This is a genomic window from uncultured Roseobacter sp. (assembly GCF_947493125.1).
In the GTDB taxonomy this organism is placed as follows: domain Bacteria; phylum Pseudomonadota; class Alphaproteobacteria; order Rhodobacterales; family Rhodobacteraceae; genus Roseobacter.
This window is the reverse complement of the sequence record NZ_CANLQB010000003.1, coordinates 406,512-421,474: the sequence shown is the minus strand read 5'-3', so window position 1 is coordinate 421,474 and position 14,963 is coordinate 406,512. Positions and strand designations below refer to the sequence as shown.

13 protein-coding genes are annotated in these 14,963 nt (G+C 63.8%); 4 read left to right on the top strand and 9 right to left on the bottom strand.

Annotation, left to right across the window (positions count from 1 at the left end):
• Positions 1-2: 2 nt before the first annotated feature.
• The 6 genes from Q1A71_RS08490 to argH all read right to left on the bottom strand — a co-directional run bounded on the left by Q1A71_RS08490 (position 3) and on the right by argH (position 6,101).
• Complete coding sequence (locus Q1A71_RS08490; RefSeq protein WP_299673995.1) at positions 3-2,591, bottom strand: TIGR02302 family protein; 2,589 nt, start codon at positions 2,589-2,591, stop codon at positions 3-5.
• Between the two features lie 40 nt (positions 2,592-2,631).
• On the bottom strand, positions 2,632-3,897 hold the full coding sequence (gene lysA / locus Q1A71_RS08485; RefSeq protein ID WP_299673993.1) for a diaminopimelate decarboxylase: 1,266 nt from the start codon (positions 3,895-3,897) through the stop codon (positions 2,632-2,634).
• Between the two features lie 157 nt (positions 3,898-4,054).
• Positions 4,055-4,363 (bottom strand): DUF2834 domain-containing protein, encoded by a 309-nt coding sequence (locus Q1A71_RS08480; protein ID WP_299674332.1) that lies wholly within the window; start codon positions 4,361-4,363, stop codon positions 4,055-4,057.
• A gap of 9 nt (positions 4,364-4,372) precedes the next feature.
• Complete coding sequence (locus tag Q1A71_RS08475) at positions 4,373-4,522, bottom strand: argininosuccinate lyase (protein ID WP_299673991.1); 150 nt, start codon at positions 4,520-4,522, stop codon at positions 4,373-4,375.
• Positions 4,519-4,692, bottom strand: a complete 174-nt coding sequence (locus Q1A71_RS08470) for a hypothetical protein (protein WP_299673989.1) — start codon at positions 4,690-4,692, stop codon at positions 4,519-4,521. The genes Q1A71_RS08475 and Q1A71_RS08470 overlap by 4 nt, the downstream gene beginning before the upstream one ends.
• The gene (gene argH / locus Q1A71_RS08465; RefSeq protein WP_299673987.1) at positions 4,689-6,101 is read right to left on the bottom strand and encodes an argininosuccinate lyase; all 1,413 of its coding nucleotides are present in this window, start codon (positions 6,099-6,101) and stop codon (positions 4,689-4,691) included. The genes Q1A71_RS08470 and argH overlap by 4 nt, the downstream gene beginning before the upstream one ends.
• A gap of 24 nt (positions 6,102-6,125) precedes the next feature.
• On the opposite strand from argH, the gene Q1A71_RS08460 reads away from it, so the two are divergent.
• A complete protein-coding gene (locus Q1A71_RS08460; RefSeq protein WP_299673985.1) occupies positions 6,126-6,701 on the top strand; it encodes a TlpA disulfide reductase family protein in 576 nt (191 codons plus the stop codon).
• Here Q1A71_RS08460 and Q1A71_RS08455 read toward each other — a convergent pair.
• Together Q1A71_RS08455 and Q1A71_RS08450 are read right to left on the bottom strand one after the other, a co-directional pair.
• On the bottom strand, positions 6,698-7,765 hold the full coding sequence (locus Q1A71_RS08455; protein WP_299674328.1) for a Hint domain-containing protein: 1,068 nt from the start codon (positions 7,763-7,765) through the stop codon (positions 6,698-6,700). The two genes, Q1A71_RS08460 and Q1A71_RS08455, sit on opposite strands and share 4 nt — an antisense overlap.
• A gap of 237 nt (positions 7,766-8,002) precedes the next feature.
• Positions 8,003-10,321, bottom strand: a complete 2,319-nt coding sequence (locus Q1A71_RS08450) for an aminomethyltransferase family protein (protein ID WP_299673983.1) — start codon at positions 10,319-10,321, stop codon at positions 8,003-8,005.
• A gap of 102 nt (positions 10,322-10,423) precedes the next feature.
• Between Q1A71_RS08450 and Q1A71_RS08445 the strand changes: the two genes are divergently transcribed.
• The 3 genes from Q1A71_RS08445 (at position 10,424) to Q1A71_RS08435 (ending at position 13,448) form a co-directional block, all read left to right on the top strand.
• A complete protein-coding gene (locus Q1A71_RS08445; protein WP_299673981.1) occupies positions 10,424-11,446 on the top strand; it encodes a LacI family DNA-binding transcriptional regulator in 1,023 nt (340 codons plus the stop codon).
• A gap of 566 nt (positions 11,447-12,012) precedes the next feature.
• Positions 12,013-12,417 carry a rhodanese-like domain-containing protein gene (locus tag Q1A71_RS08440; protein WP_299674325.1) on the top strand — a complete coding sequence of 135 codons (405 nt, stop codon included), beginning with the start codon at positions 12,013-12,015 and terminating at the stop codon, positions 12,415-12,417.
• Positions 12,418-12,563: 146 nt separating this feature from the next.
• Positions 12,564-13,448 carry an MBL fold metallo-hydrolase gene (locus tag Q1A71_RS08435; RefSeq protein WP_299674322.1) on the top strand — a complete coding sequence of 295 codons (885 nt, stop codon included), beginning with the start codon at positions 12,564-12,566 and terminating at the stop codon, positions 13,446-13,448.
• Between the two features lie 30 nt (positions 13,449-13,478).
• Here Q1A71_RS08435 and cysG read toward each other — a convergent pair whose 3' ends face one another.
• A complete protein-coding gene (gene cysG / locus Q1A71_RS08430; RefSeq protein WP_299673979.1) occupies positions 13,479-14,903 on the bottom strand; it encodes a siroheme synthase CysG in 1,425 nt (474 codons plus the stop codon).
• Positions 14,904-14,963 lie beyond the last annotated feature (60 nt).

Below are 14,963 nucleotides of genomic sequence, written 5' to 3'. Positions count from 1 at the left end.
GATCAGAACCGGTCGAGAAGGCGTTTGAGGTAGTTGCGCTCTTCTTCCGGGCGCGCGGTTTCACCGGACCGGCGGCGGATTTCATCGAGCAGTTCGCGGGCCCGGCCATAGGCATCCTCATCGTTCAGCGCCAGCGGCCCGGTATCGCCATCGGGGCCCGTGTTGCCCGACTCACGGCCCAGCGGATCGCGGTTTTCGGCCTGGCGGTCCGAGGGTTGCGAGCCCTGCCCCGGCTGCTGGTTCTGCTGTTGCTCTGCCATCATCTCTCCGAGCGCGCGCATGCCTTCGCGCAGCGCCTCCATGGCCTGACCCTGATCGTCAATGGCACCGGCCAGATCATCGTTGCGCAGCGCCTCTTCAGCATCATCCATGGCGCGCCCTGCCCGGTCGAGCGCGTCGCGGGCGGCGTCACCGCCGGGTGTGCCGGCGCCCGGCAGATTTCCCTGCTGCCGCCGCAGTTCATCGCGCAGCGCACGCTGCCGGTCGGCAATGGAGCCTTCGGAGCCCGGATTTTGGCCCTCCGCGCTGCCATCGCCCTCGGCCTCACCCTGACCGGACTGGCCTTCATGGCTTTGTCCGCGGCCCTGGCCGCCATTACGGCCTTCGTTGTCCTGGCTTTCGCCCGCCTGCGCACCGGGGTTGAACTGTTCTTGCAGATCGCGGAAAGCCTGATCGGACAGGCCCTGCTGTTCACGCAAGGTTTCGGACAGGCCTTCCATCGCCTGCTCACCAGGGCTCTGACTGCCCTGGCCCTGCTGGCCTTGCGCCATCTGCATGTTTTCCATCAGCTGTTGAAGTTCCTGCAGCGCCTGTTGCGCCTCGGCCATGCGGCCTTGTTCCATCAGCTCCTGAATCCGGTCCATCATGCGCTGCAGGTCGTCCTGCGTCATCATCATGGAATCCTGGTTCGGCGCTTCGAAGTTGTTCTCGTCGTTCTGCTGCTGTTGCCGCTCCGCCTGACGCATCATCTGCTGCAAGTAGTCTTCGGTGGCGCGGCGCAGCTCGCGCATCAGCTCGGCGATCTCCTCATCCGAGGCACCGTTCTCGATGGCCTCGTTCAGCCGCTCCTGCGCGCGGCGTAGGCGCTCCGCAGCATCGGCCAGATCGCCCTCTTCGAGAATGATCGCGAGATCCCACATCTCAGCCGCCAGATCGTCCTGCATCTCGTCTGTCAGGCCATAGGTGGCAAACGTCTCAAGCTGCCGGATCACCTTGCGCAGGCGCAGCGCGTCGACCTCCTTGCGGAAGAGATCCTCCGGCACATAGGCGGTGGCACGCAGGATCTGGCTGATGCGACCGCTGTTCGCCCGGGACCACAGCAGATCCCGGCGCTGTTCGATGACGGCGGCCGCGACAGGATCGAAGAAGCGACGTCCGGGCAGAACCATCGCGCGCGGCTCGGTCTCATACTCCTGTTCGGCCCCATCCAGCGCGGACAGACGCACCTGCACCGGCAGGTTGGCCCAGGGGTGCTCGGAAAAATCCTCGATCAGGTTTTCTTCGAACTCACGGCGATTCCCCGCGATAGGCGTGGGCAGCGGCACCACAAGATCGGGGCGCGTTTCCGGAGCGATGGTAAGCCCGTGCTGGCGGGTGACAGAGGCCAGATCAAGCGAAAACCGCGCTTCGCCTGCTTCCACGCCGTAGTCATCGCGCGCCTCGAAGGGCAATGTCATCTCACCGAATGCCGACGCGGAGGGATCTTCAAGCACGGCAATCTCGGGCGGGGCGTCGGCGATTACTTCGACCTGCCAGCTGCGCCCTCCGGGACCGCTGATCGTTACGGTGCCATTCTGGACGACGGTGAAGTCCTGCGCCGGGTCGGAGGCGGGTGGCACATCCGTCCGGCCCGAGACGGTTTCCGACAGGGTCAGCGCTCCGATCTCGCCATAGAGCCGCAAGGTGATCAGGCTGCCGACCGGCACCTGAAGCCGGCCGTCCGGAATGTCGTTGAGATAGATCGTCGGGCGCCCTGTGTACCGGGGGCTTTCCGCCCAGCCTTCCCAGATCGGGCCGGACGCAAGCCCGCCGCCCCCCGGTGTCATCTCGGCCACCGAGCCCACGCGCCAGATCGAACCGAAGAGCAGTGCGATGCCGAACACCAGCACGGCAATGTAGCGCAGGGCATAGGGGTCGCGGTCGGAGACGCGCAGATCGGCGGGCACAGGCTCGGCTGCAGCGGCGCGCTCTGCCATCCGTGTCTGATGCGCACGCCAGACGGCGGCCGAGGCCGCATCCTGTGCGCCGATGGTTTGGGTGTCGAGCAGCGCCTGCAGGGGACGCCCAGACATGCTGGCGTCAAGCCGGGCTATGGCAGCCGTCCGGCTCGGCAGCCGGAACCGCTTGAACGCATAGCCCAGCGTGCCCAGCAGCCCAAGGCCGGCCGCCACGGCCAGTGCCCAGACAAGTTCGACGGAGATCGCATCCTGCAGGCCCAGCATCAGCGCGGCCAGCACCAAGAGGCAGACGGTCAACAGCGGCCAGAGGCTTTGCACGAGCGCCTCCGCAACCATCCCCAGCCACGTCAGCCGCAGGGGCCAGCGCACCGTTTTCAGGCTATGGCTCGCGTCTTGCCGGGAAAATGACGCCATCGCTTCGTCTCCGCTGGTCCATGACCCCGGGGATACGGGATCAAAGCCATTCTGGAATGGTATCTCGTTTTATCATTTCGTCAAAGGTCGGACGTCGGCGAATAACCGCAAATTGATCCTCATTCACCAGAACCTCGGGGATCAGGGGTCGGGAATTGTACTCACTGCTCATCACCGCGCCATATGCACCGGCCGAGCGGAAGGCAACCAGGTCACCGGCGGCCACAGCCGGCATCTGTCGCCCGCGCGCGAATGTATCGCCGGTTTCGCAGACCGGACCCACGATATCGAAGGTGGCAGGCTCGGCGCCCGGCGCAGGTTCGACCACCGGGATGATGTCGTGATAGGCCTCGTACATGGCGGGGCGGATCAGGTCGTTCATCGCGCCGTCGATGATCAGGAAGTCGCGGTCTTCGCCGGACTTCACGTAGATCACTTCGGACACCATGAGCCCCGCGTTTCCAGCGATCAGTCGGCCCGGTTCGATCTCGATCTCACACCCCAGATGACCAAGCGTGCGCTTGATCATCGCGCCGTAGTCCAACGGCAAGGGAGGCGCCTGGTTGTCACGCGCATAGGGGATGCCGAGGCCACCGCCCAGATCGAGGCGGCGGATGTCATGCCCGTCGGCACGCAGTTGCTCTGTCAGCTCGGCCACCTTCTGGTAGGCCAGTTCAAAGGGCGCCAGATCGGTCAGCTGGCTGCCGATGTGCACGTCGATGCCGATGACGTCCAGCCCGTCCATGGAAGCCGCCAGCGCATAGACCTCCCGCGCTCGCGAAATCGGGATGCCGAACTTGTTTTCGGATTTGCCGGTTGCGATCTTGGCATGGGTCTTCGCATCGACATCCGGGTTCACGCGAATGGTGATCGGAGCGATCTTGCCCATGGCCAGAGCGGTGGCGTTCAGCACCTCCATCTCCGGTTCGGACTCGACATTGAACTGGCGGATACCCCCTTCGAGCGCGAGGCGGATTTCGGCGGCGGTTTTGCCGACACCGGAGAAGACGATCTTGTCGCCCGGCACACCTGCGGCTTTCGCACGCATGTATTCGCCACCCGATACCACATCCATGCCCGCGCCGGCCTGTGCGAGCGTTGCCAGGATGGCCTGGTTACTGGCCGCCTTCATGGCATAGCAGACGAGATGGTCGAGCCCCTCCAGCGCGTCATCGAACAGCTGGAAGTGCCGCAGCAGAGTGGCGGTGGAGTAGACATAAAACGGTGTGCCGACCGCTGCGGCGATCTCCGCAACGGGAACGTCTTCGGCGTGCAATGCGCCATTGCGGTAGAGAAAGTGATCCATTCGGTGCCCCTGATTGGCCGTCTCCGCCTCATAGCAGACCCGCGCGCCGAGGCAATCTTCTGATCGGTGCTGCGATCATTTGTCGAAAGAGGATGGTCGCCGCCATTGCGGCGCGCTGTCTGACATGCAGACGCATCTGCGCGGGGGACGTGACCGTCTAGGCAGTTGGCCTCGATCGCAAATATAGATAGAGCGGCAGCCCGCAGCTGACACCGATACCGAAGGTGGCGGGTATCGCCAGCAGCCCGAGCCACAGGCGTTTCTGCACGCACTCCACAATCACCCAGATGGTCAGCGTCACGGCGGCGACGGTGAGATCCCACACAAGCCCGCTGGTCGCGGCATTTGCGTGCCAGGCATCGACCATGGCCATCAGGTTATAGCCGTTCTCGTTGAACCACTGCAAAAAGTAGCTCATCGGGTGGATGGTGCCCCAAATGGCAAGCACGAGCCAAATCAGTCGCATCGACACCGTTCAGCGCCCCTTGATGTATCCGATGGTGGCATAGCCTGAGAGCCGGATCCCGGCCTCGGGCTCGGCGCGCTCCGGTTCGGGCGCCGGAATCGGCCCGGTACATGCGGCCAGCGCCAGCACACATCCCGCGAGCAGGACACTCCGCATCACAGCCCGAGCCAGATCGAAAGCGGCCCCTTGCCCAGACCCACGGAGGCACTGGGATGAATACCGTTGTTGTTGATGGTTACACCGCCGTTGATCTGCGGGGTCACCGGCTCTCCGTCTGCACCGCATCCGGCCAAAAGCCCCAGACCAGCGGCGAAAATCAGGCGTTTCATGCGATCATCTCCTTCCAGCGAGCGATCTGTGACCGGACCTGTACGGGCGCCGTGCCTCCATAAGAGGTACGACTTCTGACGGAGTTTTCCACCCCAAGCACGTCGAAAACCTCGGCCGTGATGCCCGCATGAACCTCAGTCATATCCTCAAGCGTGAGGTCAGGCAAATCGCACCCCTTCTGCTCGGCCCGCGCGACAAGCCGCCCAGTGATGTGATGGGCCTCGCGGAACGGGAGCCCCAGCACCCGCACCAGCCAGTCCGCAAGATCGGTTGCCGTGGAGAAGCCCGACCCTGCCGCCGCGGCGAGGCTGCTTCGGTTTGCGGTCATGTCCGACACCATCCCCGTCATTGCCGCAAGCGCGAGCATCAGGGTATCGGCGGCATCGAAGACCTGTTCCTTGTCCTCTTGCATATCCTTCGAATAGGTCAGCGGCAGGCCCTTCATCACCATCATCAGCGCCGTGTTGGCGCCGAAGATCCGGCCCACCTTGGCCCGGATGAGCTCGGCGGCATCCGGATTCTTCTTCTGCGGCATGATCGACGAACCCGTGGAGAACCGATCAGATAGGGTCACGAAGCGGAACTGGGCCGATGACCAGATCACCAGTTCCTCGGCAAAGCGGCTGAGATGCACGGCGCAGATGCTGGCGGCACCGAGAAACTCCAGCGCGAAATCGCGGTCGCTCACGGCGTCCAGCGAGTTGGCCGCGGGAGCATCGAACCCCAGTGCCTTGGCCGTCATCTCCCGATCGATGGGGAAGGATGTCCCGGCGAGCGCCGCTGCACCGAGGGGCGACGTATTCATGCGGGCCCGCGCATCGCGCATGCGGCTGAGATCACGCCCAAACATCTCGACATATGCCATCATGTGATGACCCCAGGTGACCGGCTGTGCCGTCTGCAGATGGGTAAAGCCGGGCATTACCCAATCCGCCCCCGCCTCGGCCTGATCGAGCAGCGCGCTGATCAGCGCCAGCAGCCCGCCTTCGGCAGCATCCAACTGATCGCGTACCCAGAGCTTGAAATCGGTGGCGACCTGGTCGTTGCGGCTGCGACCTGTGTGCAGCCGCCCGGCGGGCTCGCCGATGATCTCCTTCAACCGCGCCTCGACGTTCATGTGAATGTCTTCGAGTGCCGTCGAGAAGGCGAACCGTCCCTCCTCGATTTCTGACAAGACTGTGAGCAGGCCTTTCCGGATGGCCTCGACATCGCTAGCTTGCAAAATGCCGGTTGCGCCCAGCATCGCGGCATGCGCACGCGAGCCGGCAATGTCCTGCGCCGCCATCCGTTTGTCGAAGCCGATGGAGGCGTTGATCGCCTCCATGATCGCATCCGGACCGGCGGCAAAGCGCCCGCCCCACATCTGGTTGGAGGTGGTGGCGTCAGGAGCGGCGGGCGTGTCTGTCATTGGTTTGAACCCTTCGGAGGGAATATGAAAAGAATTCTTGCTGCGCTCGTTTATACGGCCCTCGGCGCAGGCGCAATCATGGCTCCTGCCGCTGCTCAGGCCGACCTGGCCGCTGCCGCACTGTTGCGCGATGGCGACATGAAGAAGCTGGTCTTCCATGAAGTGCCCGAAGCCACGTCAAACGCCGCCTATGACCTTGCGGATGGAGCGGGGCAGCAAACACTCGAAGCCTATCGCGGCAAATACATCCTGCTGAATTTCTGGGCCACCTGGTGCGCGCCCTGCCGCAAGGAAATGCCGCAACTGTCAGAGCTGCAGGCGGAATATGGCGGCGATGACTTTGAAGTCGTGACCATCGCAACCGGGCGGAATTCGCCCGAAGGCATCAAGAAGTTCTTTGCCGAAATCGGCGTCGACAACCTGCCGCGCCATCAGGACCCAAAACAGGCACTGGCCAGTCAAATGGCGATATTCGGACTGCCGATCACGGTTCTGATCGACCCCGAGGGCCGCGAAGTGGCGCGCCTGAGGGGCGATGCAAACTGGTCGAGCGACAGCGCCAAGGCAGTGATTGCCGCCGTGATCGGTGCAGACAGCTAGGCGGCGTACCGCAGCTGCACTGCCTCGGGGCGCGTAAGGCTGCGCCGGGCGTAACTGCCATAGGCCCGCGGATCGCGCGCAAGCCGCGGGTGTTGCTGCAGGAGCCTGTCCCGGTCGCTTGGGTCAAGCATTGACAGCGCAGCGCTCGCCGGGTGGAAGCTCTCGGTGAGCACACCGTTGGCCCAGATGACGCTGTGCCGTGGCAACAGCAAGTGGATATAGACAACTTCCTTGACCGAGCGGTCTACCACGATCTTGCGGCCGTCGACGAGATCCTTCGCGGTGACCAGCACTTCGGGCGTGTTGAAGAGCGCGCGAGCCGCACTGCCGGTGATCAGCATCCGATGCTGCGGCGAGACGAGCAACTCTTGGTCCGGTCGGTCCACGCCGAGAGCGCCCGCGCGAATGCGCACAGGTCGACACCCCGCCATGGTCAGCAGCCGGGTGCCGTTCATATGACGGCGTCCGATCCACTGCACCGGTTGCGGCCCATCGTCTTTGGTCAGCACCAGATCTCCCATCTTGAGATGCTCGATGAGGCGCGGCCCGGAGGGCGTGGCAATACGTGTGCCCAGGGTGAAACAGATGACGGCGGAGCTGTCGTCCTGTGGCTCGCGGATCATAGGGTCGTGCAGCGTCTGTCGCTCCACCCAGAGATCGGTGCCACGCGGTGGCAGCTCGTCGACGAACATGAGCAAAGGTCCGGCCTCATCGGCGCCGCCGATCATCGTGGCCGCATAGCTGCGCGCACCGTCCGTGACTGCAAAGCTTTGTGAGGGCAGGCTCGCGGCGCTGGCGATGGGGTGAGCCATATGCAAAGATCCCCCCTCGAGCGCATTATGAACGAGCCGGTACACACGCGCGGTGGCGCGACGGCGCAAGGCGTCGGTGCAGCCGTCCCGATCAATGCGCAGAAGACCGGCAGGCCCGTCGATTTGAACCGCGTCGCCGCGCCAGGACCACGCGGCCCCAACGGTGAGCGACAGAAGCGACGGCGCGTCCAGGCCGTCGATTTCCGTTTGAGACCATTTGATAACAAACGTGCCGTGACAGCCCGTCTTCATAAACGCCAAGTTCCGCCCTGTTGTCTTTGATCCATCGGTAACAATCTTGCGCGGTGGTGGGAATATGCGCAGCGCACTGGAATCGAAGTGTTGCAAAATGACCTCGGAACAGAGCGCCAGATGCTAAGTTTTTTGAGACTCCGGCGGCTTCCAGCCGACAGATCGCGGCTCCGCCGCCGAGGACAACGCCCAACAAACGTGATCGAGCCCGAACGTCCGACCGAACGGCAGGGTATCTCAGGCGCGCGCCTTCTCCCGTTTCGGGTCGACGAAGGGTACATCGGTGACTTCAGCTGTCAGACGCTTCATGCGCCCATCGAGTTGTCCGACCTCCAGCGTCTTCCCCGTCTCGGCGTGCTCGACACTCAGTCGTGCCATGGCAATTGACCGCTCCAGAAGCGGCGATTGCGTGGCAGAGGTGATCGTGCCCACTTGCCGTTCGCCGCAATAGACGGGAGCGCCTTGCGGGGGCACATCCTGACAGTCAAACAGCAGTCCTTTCAGCCGGCGCCGGGGGGCTGTGGCATTGCGCTCCAGAGCCGTTTTGCCCACGAAGTCGGCCGCCTTCCGGTCCACCGCGAAACCGAGACCGGCTTCATAGGCATCCACGCTAGCGGCAAACTCGGCGCCGGCCGCAGCCAGCCCGGCCTCGATCCGGATGATTTCCAGCGCGGCTGACCCCATCGGCTTGAGACCAAGAGACGCTCCCGCGTCCATCACGGCATCCCAAAGACGCACGGCATCCTCCTTTGAACAGAAGAGCTCGTAGCCCAGCTCGCCGGTGTATCCGCTGCGGGTCAGGAAGAACGGCACGCCGTCACGATCTCCGATGCGCGCGACCGTCGCGCCAAACCATTTGAGCTGGTCCAGCGTCGGCACATGAGGTTGCGTAAAGACAATCTTGCGCAGGATATCCCTGGATTTCGGCCCCTGAAGCGCGAGGTTCGGCAAGGCGCCGCCCAGGTCGTGGATCCGGACCTGCAGATCGTCGCGATCCGCCAGCGCCTTAAGGGTGCGCCCGCTCTCCTCCGAGCCGCAGCACCACCGGAACAGATGCGGAGCCATGCGGAAGAGTGTGCCGTCATCAATCACCTGGCCTGTGTCGTCGCACATTAGGGCGTAGCTGCCGCGCCACACCGCCAGACGTCCGATATCGCGGGTCAACGCGCGCTGCAAAAGCCGCTCTGCGTCCGGCCCAACCACGTCGTATTTCCGCAACCCGCTCATGTCCTGCAGCGTGGCGGCTTCACGGCAGGCCCAGTACTCTCCCAGGGTGCCGTGGGACGGAAAGGAGACGGGCAACCAGAGATCGCGCGCGGGAGCGAATTGGTCGGTCAGAGGCGCCAGTCTCTCGTGAAAGGCAGATTCCTGACTGATCTGCATGGGCGCGTCCTCTTTGTGGCGATAGGCAACCGATCGTGTGAGCTTGGTATCGGACCGATAGATGCGGATATGCACATCCGTCGGGTTCCAGCCGTTTATGGGGTCGATGTCGTCGGGACAGGCGGTGCTGACGCAGGTCAGATCGTCCAGCGCCTGCATGGCCACGTAGTCCCCGGGTCGGGAGTGGCTTTCATCGGTCTGGATGTGGTGCTGCGGATCAATCCAGGTGTTCCAGAAGAAGTTGATTGCGGGCCAGGCCGTGCGCGGTGCGACGCCGAAGTCCGCCAGCGCCTCCGAGATGTTGTCCGAACAATTGACGTGCCCGGGAAATCCGCGCTCCTCATAGCCCCGCGCCGTACAGGCCATGCCAAAGGTGTCGTGTCGCCCGCAGGTGTCACGCACAACCCGCAGCATCGGCGTCATCGCCGCGTCGAAGAACTTGTCGAAGAGCCCCGGACCGGGGAAGGATCGGCGGACCATGCTGCGCGTGGCCGTTGCATCAATCAGGCGTTCCTGAGCGCGGCCCAGCGCGGCCAGACCGAACGCCTGAAAGTCGGAGCATTGCTGACCCTCGACGTCGATCACCTGCAAGATTTCGCCGCGTTGAATCTCATAGGCCCGCGCCGTGCCGCGCGGGATGGTGAATTCCTCTCTGACATCGCCGAATGGCTCCGGTAGGCGCGCGGGGGTGGAGTGCGCGGTATGCTCCACCAAGGCTGTAGCTCCGCGTCCTCCGTCGACAAGCTGCACTTGCGATGTCGGATTGACCAACCACACGGTCAGGGCCGAGGGCGCCCGCAAGACAACCCCGTCGTCCTGGAATGCGACCCGACCGGCGGACAAACCGCTTGGAGCATCGCAGCGCTGCGCATGCAGCCAGCCGAGAAGAGGTGCGGAGGCAAAGTCATCGCTCGAAACCGAATCTATTGTTGTGATACCGAAGGCGGCCTCCTGTCGAGACCCGTCCGGTCCGAAGGCCAGAAGGCCCAGATGCCTGTCGTGTCCCGCCAGCACGATACGGATGAGATCGCCTTCGCCGACCTTCAGGCGCAGGCTGCCGCGCGGTTCGATCCGATGGGAAACTGAATTATTGGACGCAAAACCCGCGAAGTTGCGGCTCTCCGAAACATATCCAACGTTGGAAAAGCTGCGCAGGGGCTGGAGACTTTGCATGACAGGTCGCGCCGGGCCAGATGTAACTAGTTACACGATGATCGAAGTGTGGGATATATGTCAACGGCCTTGCCACCATTTCGGCCTCTAGAGGAGCAAGAATTGACCGAGAAGACAGCGAAGAAACGTCACAACATGCGCGATGTCGCGCGGTATGCCGGGGTGTCTGTGGCAACCGTGTCGCGCGTGGTCAGCGGCGCGTCCTCGGTGGCAGATACAACGCAAGCGCGGGTCCGCAGTGCAATCGACGCGCTGAACTTTGTCCCAAGTGCAGCGGCCCGTGTCATCAATTCCGGGCGCAGTTACATGGTCGGCGCCCTGGTTCCGACGCTCGATCACGCGATCTTCTCCCGGTTTCTCGACGCATTGGAACGTGAGCTTGCGGATCACGGGTTTTCGCTGGTGGTCGCGACCACGCATGATGACCCGGACCGAGAGGCCCGGCGCGCGCAGGATTTGCTCAATCTGGGTGTCGAGGGGTTTGTCGTCTCTGGCCTGTCGCACAGCGACGCGTTCGGGGATCTGATCGCACGGTACAAGACACCGGTGATCGCCACCTCGTATTTCGACCCGTCGAGCCCGCTGGTCACGGTGGGGTACGACAATGGCGCAGCGGCGCTCCGCGCTCTCGATCATCTTGTTGAGATGGGTCATGAGACTATCGCGGTCCTTTCCGGTCCGATGCGTGACAACGACAGGACCCGCGCCCGGGTGCGTGCATTGAAACGGCAACCCGCGCAAGCTCTTCAATTCCACGACGTGCCGATGGGCCTCGCTGCCTCCGAAAGTGTTGAGGACGTGTTGCAGAGTGATCCGCGGGTGACGGCGATCCTGTGCCTCTCGGATGTGATCGCTCAGGGCGCCATGAACGGGTTGCGACGGCTGGACGTTCGGGTGCCGGAGGACATGTCGGTGGTGGGGGTGGACGATTTGCCGAGTTCGCAAAGCATCTGGCCCCCGTTGAGCAGCGTGCATCTTCCGGTGACGCGAATGGGCACCTGTGCCGCCGAGAGGCTCGCCCGATGGATCGAGACAGGAGAGCGCGCGCGGCCGCTGGAGCTCGAGACCCGCATGGTCGCCAGATCGACGGTGAGGTCTCTCGATGGGAGGGCACGCGAGCCGTAGCAGACGGTGCAGCTTCGACATCGACGCGCGGATGTGGTTCGAGGCTCTCGAAGGCGCCGGACGTTCCGAGACGCGGCGATCCGCGCGTCATCCGGACCGGTCCAATGTTTCATCTTGTTGCCGCGCGCCCGTCTGTTCGACGACCGGCTCCTCCGCCTGCGTGTTTTCTTGCCCGCGCAAGACGGCGCGGTTTCAGGCCCATAGCCACCGCCGATCACAGAGGAAGAACTCCCCACTCACCGTCTGTCCGTTGAAGGCTGTGTCGGTTGACGTGAGCCCACCTGAGACCTGACGTTAGGGCCGAGGGCAATCGGGGTCTCAAGCGGGTCAGACCCAACCCGATCATGGGGTTCATTGTTGCAATGCGGCCTGCCCCTATGCCCGGAGATGACCGAAACAGGACCGGCCCCGCGACCAACCACCCCCTCTGTCAGGCGCTTGGCGCCCACGCCGCTGGTGACGTGTGGGGTCATGGTCTTGCCAAAGGTATCGACAGACGGTTGAACCGCGCATCACGGATCGCGATATTCACACTGTAAGGGTCACAGGAAAGCGGCTTGACAGACATGAACAAACTCAAGCGTACCTCAGCCGAGATGGTCCGGGCCGCCAGGGACCGGATCGAGGAGATTGAAACCGCGGATCTGATCGCTAGGGTGGACGACCCGGATGTGGTGATCGTCGATATCCGCGACATTCGCGAACGGCAGCGGACGGGGGTGATCCCCGGTGCCGTACATGCGCCGCGCGGCATGGTCGAATTCTGGGTCGATCCCGACAGCCCCTATTACAAAGAGGTCTTCGGACAGAGCGGCAAGACATACGTCTTTCACTGCGCCTCCGGCTGGCGCTCGGCCCTGACAGTCGCGACGCTGCAGGACATGGGGTTTGAAGCGGCGCATCTGAAAGAAGGGTTTTCCACCTGGGCGGACCAAGGCGGCCCCGTCGAACAGGTGGAGAAATCGGATTGAGACCGCCACGCGGCGGGCCTTCGACCGGGTCGCGGTCACTCGAGATCGACCTGGCATCCAGCCGGATTTGGGAGAGGTCCAGCCGGGCGCGGTGCTTGCGAGACCGAGCGGGCATGTTAGGATCATGATCAATGGGAGACGCTGAAATGACTTTGCCCAAGGTTCATATGGACAAGCACCCCAAGGTACAGTCCTTCTTCGATCCGCAATCCAACACCATCAGCTATGTGGTCACCGATCCTGACAGCACCTCCTGCGCCGTGATCGACGCGGTCATGAATTTCGACTATGCCGCGGGGCGATTGAGTTACGACAGCGCGGACGAGGTTATCGCCTACATCGAAGCGCAGGGGCTGACGCTGGACTGGATCATCGAGACCCATGTGCACGCCGATCATCTCTCTGGCGCACCCTACATCCAGCAGAAGCTGGGTGGGAAGATCGGGATCGGTGAGCACATCCAGACCGTACAGGACACCTTCGGCAAGATCTTCAATGAGGGGACGGAATTCCAGCGCGATGGCTCGCAATTCGACGCGCTGTTCAAGGACGGCGATAGCTATCACGTTGGCGCGCTGGAGTGTTTTGCGCTGCACACCCCCGGCCATACGCCCGCCTGCATGGTGCATATCTTCGGCGATGCAGCCTTTGCGGGAGACACGCTTTTCATGCCGGACGGCGGGTCGGCGCGGGCGGATTTCCCCGGTGGTGACGCAGGCGAGCTTTACGATTCCATTCAGCGCATTCTCAGTCTGCCCGAAGAGATGCGCCTTTTTGTCTGTCACGACTATGGCCCCGGTGGCCGTGCCATCGCCTGGGAAACCACGATCGGACAGCAGAAGGCCGCCAACATTCACGTGGGCGGTGGAAAGGGCCGCGATGACTTCGTGAAAATGCGAACGGAGCGGGATGCACAACTGTCGATGCCCAATCTGATCATTCCCTCCTTGCAGGTGAATATTCGCGCCGGCGAAGTACCGCGCGATCGCGACGGCAACATGGCGCTGAAAATACCGCTGAACAAACTTTGAGCGGGATATGCGTCGGCCTGCGACTGTGGCCTAGGCGGTAGCCGAAAGCCGCAAATCGTCGTCCAAGGCGGAGGCCGCGCGGGACGGAAATGAGGCGGGCACCCTCGGCGCGGTCAACGTCAGCGGCCAGGTGATCAAGATCACCGCACAGCCGGTGACCTGATGCTCGGCCACGACCTCCTCAAGATCAGCGACCCGGCCGCGGAGGATCCGCTCCGTCGGTTTTGTGACGTCAACGGCGAGCGTAAATGGCGTGTCATCGGGCAGCCCGCGCCCCAGCAGGGCCTCCCGGATCGCACCTGATTGACGGGCGGCCATATAGAAGGCCGTGCTGGTGCCGGGACCGCTCAGGCGCACGCAGTCAGGCAGTACGCCGCCATGCGCGCCCGTCCCTGTGGCCAGAACGAGGCTGTTCGTCACGCCACGCTCCGTCAGGCTGGTGCCAGCGCTGGCGGCAGCGGCACAGGCCGCCGTCACGCCGGGCACGATTTCGACTGGAATGTTGCGCGCGCGGGCGGCGGCGATCTCTTCACCGGCGCGCCCGAAGATGCCCGGATCCCCTGACTTGAGACGCACCACCCTCCTGCCCTTGAGCGCTTCGGACACGATCAGCGCATTGATGCGCTCCTGTGGCCAGGCGCTCGTGCCCACCACCTTGCCGACATACACCCGGTCCGCATCCCTGCGCGCCAGCTCGAGCACCTCCGGGTCCACCAGCCGGTCATAGAAGATCACATCCGCTTCCTGCAGGCGCGCGACCGCCCGCAAGGTCAGAAGATCCCGCGCCCCGGGTCCCGCCCCGACAAGTGCGATGGAGCCATGGGACGCCACGCCCGGCGCGCCACCCGATGCGATGGCCCGTTTGATCGTGTCAACGGCGTCCCGCTCGGCGCCGCGCGCCCAGAGCTCCCGCGGCGTCTCGGCAAAGACCCAGCGCCAGAATGCGCGGCGCACAGGCCGCGGCACCCGCTGCGCCACCGCAGCCCGCAACCGACCGGCCACAGCGGCGAGACCTCCAAGCGTCGGCGGCAAGAGTTCTTCAACCTTCGTCTTGATCTGGCGCGCAAGGACCGGTGCCGTGCCGTCCGAACCGATGGCCACGACAACTGGGTCCCGGTCGACAATCGACGGTGTGGTCAGATCGCACAGTGCCGGCTGATCGACGACGTTGACCGGACAGCCCGCAACACGCGCGAGCCCGTGCAGGCTGGCATCCAGCCCGGGGCATCCTGTGGCGATGAAGCCCATGGCGGCATCCCGGAAGAAGGCGGCCGTCACCCGACCGCTGTGCCATGTTGCACGACCCTGGGCGACCACACCCTGAAGTTCCGGATCGAGCTCGGGCGCGGCGATTTCGATATTGGCGTCGCTCTTCAAGATCAGGCGCGTCTTCTGCGCCGCCTGTTCGCCACCTCCCAGGATCACCACGCGGCGCCCGGTTGTGCGGATGAACATGGGAAAGCTCTTCATGACAGTCCTTTCTTTCAGGCGGTGGCGTCATCGCCTCCCGCGCGG

Excerpts from the sequence above, each read along its gene's own strand:
- Q1A71_RS08480 (WP_299674332.1), bottom strand. The coding sequence starts at position 4,363 with ATGCGACTGATTTGGCTCGTGCTTGCCATTTGGGGCACCATCCACCCG.
- argH (WP_299673987.1), bottom strand. The coding sequence starts at position 6,101 with ATGACAGACACGCCCGCCGCTCCTGACGCCACCACCTCCAACCAGATG.
- Q1A71_RS08460 (WP_299673985.1), top strand. The coding sequence starts at position 6,126 with ATGAAAAGAATTCTTGCTGCGCTCGTTTATACGGCCCTCGGCGCAGGC.
- Q1A71_RS08440 (WP_299674325.1), top strand. The coding sequence starts at position 12,013 with ATGAACAAACTCAAGCGTACCTCAGCCGAGATGGTCCGGGCCGCCAGG.
- Q1A71_RS08490 (WP_299673995.1), bottom strand. The coding sequence starts at position 2,591 with ATGGCGTCATTTTCCCGGCAAGACGCGAGCCATAGCCTGAAAACGGTG.
- Q1A71_RS08470 (WP_299673989.1), bottom strand. The coding sequence starts at position 4,692 with ATGAAACGCCTGATTTTCGCCGCTGGTCTGGGGCTTTTGGCCGGATGC.
- Q1A71_RS08455 (WP_299674328.1), bottom strand. The coding sequence starts at position 7,765 with ATGAAGACGGGCTGTCACGGCACGTTTGTTATCAAATGGTCTCAAACG.
- Q1A71_RS08435 (WP_299674322.1), top strand. The coding sequence starts at position 12,564 with ATGACTTTGCCCAAGGTTCATATGGACAAGCACCCCAAGGTACAGTCC.
- cysG (WP_299673979.1), bottom strand. The coding sequence starts at position 14,903 with ATGTTCATCCGCACAACCGGGCGCCGCGTGGTGATCCTGGGAGGTGGC.
- lysA (WP_299673993.1), bottom strand. The coding sequence starts at position 3,897 with ATGGATCACTTTCTCTACCGCAATGGCGCATTGCACGCCGAAGACGTT.
- Q1A71_RS08450 (WP_299673983.1), bottom strand. The coding sequence starts at position 10,321 with ATGCAAAGTCTCCAGCCCCTGCGCAGCTTTTCCAACGTTGGATATGTT.